This is a genomic window from Candidatus Aminicenantes bacterium (assembly GCA_011049425.1).
Classification (GTDB): Bacteria; Acidobacteriota; Aminicenantia; order UBA2199; family UBA2199; genus UBA876.
Genome location: DSBM01000122.1, coordinates 1 through 7,458, shown reverse-complemented (window position 1 = coordinate 7,458; position 7,458 = coordinate 1). Strand labels below are relative to the sequence as shown.

General features: G+C 52.8%; 9 protein-coding genes. 2 read left to right on the top strand and 7 right to left on the bottom strand.

The window, feature by feature from the left end:
• The 7 genes from ENN40_08340 to ENN40_08310 all read right to left on the bottom strand — a co-directional run.
• A partial coding sequence (locus ENN40_08340; protein HDP95351.1) for a hypothetical protein occupies positions 1–1,301 on the bottom strand: 1,301 nt, incomplete at its 3' end.
• A gap of 373 nt (positions 1,302–1,674) precedes the next feature.
• Entirely contained in the window at positions 1,675–2,244 is a 570-nt protein-coding gene (locus ENN40_08335) for a hypothetical protein (GenBank protein ID HDP95350.1), read from the bottom strand.
• A gap of 224 nt (positions 2,245–2,468) precedes the next feature.
• On the bottom strand, positions 2,469–3,029 hold the full coding sequence (locus ENN40_08330; protein HDP95349.1) for a hypothetical protein: 561 nt from the start codon (positions 3,027–3,029) through the stop codon (positions 2,469–2,471).
• A 66-nt stretch (positions 3,030–3,095) separates the two neighbouring features.
• Complete coding sequence (locus ENN40_08325; GenBank protein ID HDP95348.1) at positions 3,096–4,082, bottom strand: hypothetical protein; 987 nt, start codon at positions 4,080–4,082, stop codon at positions 3,096–3,098.
• A complete protein-coding gene (locus tag ENN40_08320; protein HDP95347.1) occupies positions 4,079–4,363 on the bottom strand; it encodes an acyl carrier protein in 285 nt (94 codons plus the stop codon). The genes ENN40_08325 and ENN40_08320 overlap by 4 nt, the downstream gene beginning before the upstream one ends.
• Complete coding sequence (locus tag ENN40_08315) at positions 4,363–4,998, bottom strand: hypothetical protein (protein ID HDP95346.1); 636 nt, start codon at positions 4,996–4,998, stop codon at positions 4,363–4,365. Before ENN40_08315 ends, ENN40_08320 begins: the two co-directional genes overlap by 1 nt.
• Positions 4,913–5,569, bottom strand: a complete 657-nt coding sequence (locus tag ENN40_08310) for a hypothetical protein (GenBank protein HDP95345.1) — start codon at positions 5,567–5,569, stop codon at positions 4,913–4,915. Before ENN40_08310 ends, ENN40_08315 begins: the two co-directional genes overlap by 86 nt.
• 262 nt (positions 5,570–5,831) lie before the next feature.
• Between ENN40_08310 and ENN40_08305 the strand changes: the two genes are divergently transcribed.
• Both ENN40_08305 and ENN40_08300 read left to right on the top strand, forming a co-directional pair.
• On the top strand, positions 5,832–6,857 hold the full coding sequence (locus ENN40_08305) for a hypothetical protein (GenBank protein HDP95344.1): 1,026 nt from the start codon (positions 5,832–5,834) through the stop codon (positions 6,855–6,857).
• On the top strand, positions 6,833–7,458 hold a 626-nt coding region (locus ENN40_08300; GenBank protein HDP95343.1), incomplete at its 3' end, for a glycosyltransferase. The genes ENN40_08305 and ENN40_08300, both read left to right, overlap by 25 nt.

Here is a 7,458-nt window from a genome sequence, read left to right as displayed (position 1 = left end):
GCGCCGCGGAAATTCTGCAAAGCCGGGAAAACGGGATTCCGGTGGACCTGGATTCGGCCCTGGCCGCATACCGTGAGGACGCTGCCGACGCCACCCGCAACATGTCCGGCCGGGTGTTGCGTCTCTGCGCCGGCCACATCCCCTTTCTGGTCGGCGGCAGCGTCCTCACGGTATGCGGCCAGGGCCGAATCCAGGTCCACCGGAATCCCGTTTTCCCGGCTTTGCAGAATTTCCGCGGCGCTTTGGGGGAACTCGCGCTGGTAACGGTTCCATAATTTTTCCCATTCTGCAGCCATGTTCTGTTGTTGCATCAGGTCTTCTCGCATGAATGAGAGGGCTTCCGGGTGGGAAAGCAGCGGGGTTTCGCTTCCCGCCTGGAGGGTCAACCAGGCCTGCAATCCGTCCGCGTCATTTTCAGGGTCGATCCCGGCCGCGGCCGCGACCACGGGCTTCATGGTTGAATGGCGCACGAAATAAGCGATTTCCTCCACTCCCGCCGGCGCGCCGTGAATCTTGCTGGAATCTTTTTTGCGATTCAGGCCGCTGCCGATCACGGTGTTGGCGATCAGCAGCTTGGGCTTTCCCGGAGTCGGCAGCAGGGAATCCAGCGTAGCAGCGAAATGTTGTGGGTCATTGCCGTTTACCTGGGCGACCTGCCATGCCTGGGCGCGAAAGCGCGCGGCCACGTCCTCGGTAAAGGTGATATCCGTGTGGCCGTCAATGGTAACCCGGTTGGAATCGTAAATGGTGACCAGGTTGTCCAACCCCAGGTGTCCGGCCAGTGAAGCGGCTTCGTAGCTGATGCCTTCCATCAGGCAGCCGTCTCCCACCAGGCAGAACACGCGGTTATTGAACAATTCGTACCCGGGGCGGTTGTACCGGTGGGCGCGCCATTTGGCGGCAATAGCCATGCCCACGGCGTTGGCGAAACCCTGTCCCAGCGGCCCGGTCGTGGTTTCGATCCCGAGCGCCGCGTGGAACTCGGGATGACCCGGAGTGCGGCTCTGCCACTGGCGGAACCGGTTCAGGTCATCCAGGGTCAGGGGAAACCCGCTCATGAATAGTAAGGAGTACAACAGCATCGACCCGTGCCCGGCAGACAAGACAAACCGGTCGCGGTTGGGCCATTGCGGCTGACACGGGTTGTGTTTGAGATAGTAGCGGTACAATGTCACGCCCAGATCCGCGCAGCCCAGCGGCAGGCCGGGGTGCCCGGATTGGGCTTTTTCAATCGCGATCAGGGAAAGATAGCGCAAGTAATCAGCGGCTTGACGCACTCTCAAGGAATGAATGTCGGGCATGATATCACCTGTTGGGCTCAAACCCATTATCCCGGGAACCCACACCCCTGTCAACAAACAGAATTGAAAAGGTGGAAAAGACACTTCCGGGATCATCCCACAGTTTCTGCCCAGGACTACCTGCAGGGCCTTCGGAGATGTCCTGCCTTTAACTTGAACATAAGGGGGCAGGGGACAGAACTGCAGAAAAGCAGTTGGCAGAAGGCGGAAAGGGACGGGTGTAACCTACCTCCCGGAGTTTTCAGGTTATTCGGCGGAAGGATGCTTCGCTGGCATGCAGCGATGCGATCATGCCAGGCGAAATGGTTTCGGGGCGGCGATTTTTATCGCCGCCCCGAATGGCAAATTGTGGATGATCGTGTTAAGGGACTTTTTACTTGGCTGTGAAAGTAACCCCGGCAAGGATAGATTCGATTTCCTGCCATTTCTTGGCATGATCGAAACGGGCCTGCCCCTGGCATAACAAACCCGGCTCCCCATCTTTTTCGGGAAGATGCAGCACGTGAATTGTGTATTCACTTTCACCTTCAAGCGTGAAGCCTTCCCGCATAACAACAAAAGACCAGACTCCGGGTTTGATCTCGTAGATGTCTTTCACCAATTCGGGAACCCCAATTTCCATCTCTGTTTCCTTCTTGGATTTAAGCTCTTCCATTAGTTTTTCGTGATCGTAACCCGTGCCGCCATGAGCCAAAAAGCGAACGCTCAATTTAACCACATCGGAAATCGGGTCCATGTCCTCGCTGAGGGCGAAACCGTAACCACGGGGATGGTCCGGCCAATCCGGCAGCATGCCCTTGACGACGTGTCCGGTGAGTTCCAATTCCCGCTCAGCCAGGGTGATCGATGATTCTCCACCCCCGCAGGCGGAAAAAGTGGCCAGGCAGAAAACAGCCATGGCCAGAAGCCCGAGAATGAGCTGACTTTTCTTGATTTTGCGCATAAAACACCTCCTTAATGCACAAAGCTGTTTGAGACAAACTCGCTGCAGTCTATCAAGTTGGGATTTTTTTTTCAACCAAATGCATAAAAAATCGTCTAAAACCATATCTTTTTGTCATTTGACCCCGGTTTCCCTTGTGTGGGTTCGTGGGTTTTTCTTTTTTTCTAATCAGGGTATTTTGGACGAAAACTTATGGGAAAGGGTTGGCGCAACCCATGTGCGGCTTATTTCACCGCAAGTGAGAGGAATTTTTCTCGGGTCCTGGCGCGGGAGATCTTGCCGTTGCGGGTGCGGCAGACCCATCCCCGCGGCATCACGTGAACCGCTCCGGGGGCGAGTCCGGTTTCGCGGTAGATCAGCCGGGCCAGTTGGCGCGCAAGCGCGGTTTTTTGTTTCTCCGACAACCCTCGTCTTCCTTCCACAACCAGGATGATGCTTTCCGTTCCAAGGGCCGGATCGGGAATTCCAAAGGCGGCGGTGCGTTCGGCTAAGATGCCGTCGATATTGTAGGTGAGGGCTTCGATGTCTTCGGGCGCGATGTTGTTGCCGCCCACGATGATCAAGTCACGCTTCCGACCCGTGAAAAACAACTCGCCTTCCGCCGTATATCCGCAATCACCGGCACGGTACCATCCATCCGCGGTCAGGACCGCGGACAAGGCCGGACCCTTGTAATATCCGGAAAAAAGTGTACGGCTGCGCAACTGGATTTCACCGATGACACGCTCTTTCCGGGGGTGGTCGCGATCGTCGCAAACGCGTACGTTGTTGCTGCCAATGGGCATTCCGATCGATACAGTCGCGGGGGAACCCCCCGGTCCAACCGCCCGGTCTGCAAGTCGGTGCGAACCCTAGTCGATGCGAATGGGGCTCCCAGGCGGCGTAATGGTCGCATAAAGCGTGTTTTCCGCCATGCCGTATCCGTTGCGCAACACGTTGTCCGGGCATTGGAGCGCGCGGAGGCCATCGAGGATACAAGCCAGCGATGCGGGGTATAGAGGCTCGCCACCCAGGAAAATCGACTTTATTTTCGTCAAATTGGTGTTACGGTCGGTTTCGTCCAAACTGCGCAGGGTGTGAATCAGGCCGGAAGGAGTGATAAACAAGAACCCTGCCGAGTATTCCTCGAGCAGCCGCAAGAACCGTCCGGGTTTGCGCAGCCATTGAACCGGTGAGCAAAGAAGGACCCGGTGTCCGAAAACCAACGGCATCAGAACACCTGCGAAGAGCCCGAAATCATGAAAGAGTGGCAACCAGGACGCGGTTGTCTGATCCGGAATGAAGGAATGTGCGGTGGAGAAATCATGGATCATGTTGCGAATGGCCTCGTGTCCCAGCATCACGCCTTTGCGACTGCCGCTTGTGCCGCTGGAAAACTGGATGTAAGCGGGAATATCCGCAACGGGTTCAACTCCAGGCGCCGGAGTAGGCGCCGAATCCAGAAGTGTCCCCGCATTGAGTGCGGGAAAGTCCGCGGAGGAATTCGCTTCGTTTGTAACCAGGGCGTGAAAATCCAGTTCCCGGGCTTTGCAGATCATCTCCGCGTTTCGGGACCGGCCGTCCTGAAGCAGCCCGGGAGTGGGCAGGATGCTGGCGGTCATGCCTGAGTACATACACCCGAAAAGCGTGGGCATGGCCTCCTCCGGGCGATTCAGCGCGATCATGATCCGGTTGCCGGGTGTCAGGCCCGCAGCGCATAGCCCGCCGGACACACAGCGGATCAGATGGAGAAGTTCTCTGTAGCTCCATGAGACCGGGGGATCGGCCAGGGGCAGACAAACGGCCTCTTTGTGAGGATGCGATTGCGCGTTGCGGACAATGAATTCGGTCAGGTTCATGATCTCTTTTCGCTTTCGGACAAGGCGTTTCCCGCCAGGCGGGCCATGTCGTTTATGGTGTCCATGTTTTCAATGGTCAAATCCGCGTCGCGGATATGGGCGGAAAATTCTTTTTCCATGAACACGGAAATGTGGGTAATGCTGAAAGAATCGATGATTCCTCCCGTGATCAGGGGGGTATCCATATCCAGGGCGCAGTCTGGATCGCGCAGGATCTCTTCGCGGATGTAGCGCAGGAGTTGGGAGCGGATCCGTGTATGGTCAATGGTTGAATGGGTCATCAGAATCCCTGGTAAATAAAAGGAACGGGATGCCTGGTCAACAGGAACATGGATATAACCAGGATCAGAAACGCTTGAAGTGGTACCTGGCTCCAGGTGGGAATCGGAAGCCGGTCCAGGGTTTCTCCGAAGCGCAGTTGGATCCGGTCCAAAACCAGGGAGGCCGGAATCACGAGCAGGACGGGCGTCATGGGAAAGGGTTGAAGGTTGCCGTGGAAGAGTGCAACAAAAAAGCGCAACCCCGCCTCCGGAGGCATACAGAACGGCACCAGGGAGAAGCCCAGAAAGCACCAGAGCGCCAACCCCTTGGCCCATTTCCGTGGCGCGGAGACCACGGCCAGGGGTTTGGGGGGGCGAATCACGTGGATTACCCGTTCCGCGAAAACCATCAGTCCAATGAGTATGCCCCAGACCAAAAATTGAGCCTTGAACCCATGCCAGATGCCGCTGAACACCATGACCACCATGGGAGGAATCAGCATGGGCAACAAGTGTCGTGTCCCGGGGAACCGTCGCGCCATGGCCCTGGAGACGGGAAAAAAGACGAACTCACGAAGCCACTGGCTCAACGTAATGTGCCACCTTGTCCAGGCATCGGAAACGGAGCGGGAAAAGAAAGGGAAGCGGAAATTCAAAACGCAATCGCAAAAGGCTGAAGGTGCGGATCAAACGGGAATGCTCCGTCAGCCAGCCTGTCAGGTTCCATTTTCCCATGCGGAATCTGAGCCAGTTATTGGATTCCAGCAGCGGCTGTTCCGATTTGTATGTATGAACCCTGAAATCAGTGAAATTGCAGCCCCAGATAACCAGGGATTTGCCCGCGTAGCGGCTGATAATGAAAAGCAGGTCTTTAACCCGGTTGCGGTTCATCCCCCGGGAACCCAGGTTAAAGCAACGGGGGGAAAATCCGCCGGTTTCGGCGAATCCGGCGGAAAAGGACTGCGGATGGAGGCCATGACTGGCCATGGAGTTTCCCACAAAGATTACGTGCGGGATGTTGCCGTCCGCAATATCTTTAAAAAATTGGGGAAATTTCAGGTCAAGGCTGGGATTGGAGAAGCCGTAACCGCCTGCTGAATAGGCCCTTCCCGGCTGCCTGACATGCAGAATAAAGTCAAGGCCAAGCGCCAGAAGCAAGGCCAGAAACAGGGGAACGTAGACCCGGAACCAGTATGAGTGTCTGCTTTTTCCAGAAAGCATAATCATTTGAACCAGTTATGCCGAAACCTTCAAGAGGGCATACTATATCGGGTTTTTATGAAAAATCAACAAATCGTCAAAGTCGTCAGCCTGAAGTGAGTTTTTCCCCGGGGTTTTTCTATTCAAACCGACCGGAAAAGACGGATCGATTCCCCAAGGGGCAGGCGCAAAACCATCCCGGCGTTGGGATTTTCAGGGTATCCAGCCGCGAAACGTTTTTGAAACATCCCGGGATGTGATAATGTAGAACGTGACCCCGGTTGCGGAAATGGAAAGCAGAAAAAAGATTTACGAAGAATGGATTCAAAAAAGCCTGAAAATTTTAAAGGCAATGCAGGATTTAGACAGTGAATCTCACACGTATGGATCTTTTTTCAAACCCCGTATTTCAGGAGATGTGACACACGACAACGCAAGATGGCAGGAAGCCGTGCTTTCACTTGCTTACGAACAGAAATTTTTTGGAACAGACAACAAAAAGAGGATAAATTCCGGAATTGATTATTTGTGCAAGATTCAGAACAGGAACGGATCTTTTCCCGAGGACATGCACAGAGAAAGCGCATTTTCTGCAACCAGCTTTTCTCTGCATGCGGCCTGCGAGGCCGCAAACATTGTTGGACTGAATGAGAAGTGGACGCAACCGTTTCTAAGCGCCGGAGATTGGCTGGTAAAGAATGATGAAATCATATTAACCAACCAGGAAGCCGCGGCATCATTGGCTTTACTGAAGCTTTATAAAACAACCGGCATAAAAAAATATCTTAATGCTTCTGAATCAAAGCTCAAGAAAGTCACAAACAATCAATTGCAAAACGGGCATTATCTTGAAAAAAGAGGTGCGGATGCAGGATATTCCAGCTTAACCATCGAACTCTTGAGTGAATATCATTCCATATGCCCAAAAGAAGAGATCGAATCCGGGGCAAGAAAATATTTCAAGAATTTTGGCGAGCCGATAAAAAACAGCAGGAGAACCAATTGGCTCATAGTGTCAGGCTTTGAATATTTTTCTCATTTTTTAGATGAAGCGGAAGCGGCCTTAAAGAAATTTCTGTCTCATGAAAATGTCATTCATCTCCCGGATGAAAGGCATATTTGCACGGATTTATACCGACTTTTCCGGGCTTGGTTTTACTGCAATAAAAACATTGAATCTGAAAATGTAACGGCGTTCCAGGCAAAACCGGTAACTGGTGGCGAACCAAAACACAGATTTCCTTTTTTGAGGAGAATCGGTTCGCATAAAATACGGGGGATATTGTATTCATGGAAGCGATTTCAATCATTGTAATATCCCACAATGAAGAAAAAAATATTAAGGACTGCCTTGATTCCCTTGTACAACTGGATTATGCCACATACGAAATAGTGGTTGTTGACTGTTCTTCGGATAACACACCCGATATTGTAAAAAATTACAAAACAGTAAGATTGATAAAATGCAACCAACCCGGATTTGGAATACAAAGGAATGTAGGAATATCCCATGCCAGGTATGGATTCATTGCGTTTACGGATGCCGACTGCATCGTTCCCGGGAACTGGCTGAAAATATTGGCCGGAAATATTAAAAAAGACATTGCAGTTGTCGGCGGTAATGCGTATTCTCCCCCAGGCACCTCCTATTTTGGAAAATGTTTTGCCTGCCTGGGTTATCCGGCAGGCGGAGACTTGGGCCTCGATGCCGTAACCAAAGTATCAAAAGAAGGCCATGTTCAACATATCGCGACTTGTAACGCTATCTTTCGCAGTGAAGTATTAATCAAGACAAATGGTTTTAATGAAAAGCTTGTTTGGGGCGGAGAAGATGCTGATATTTGCGAACGCATAACCAATGCCGGCTGGAAAATTAAATACGCCGGGGATTCTTTTGTGTATCACAAGGCACGCTG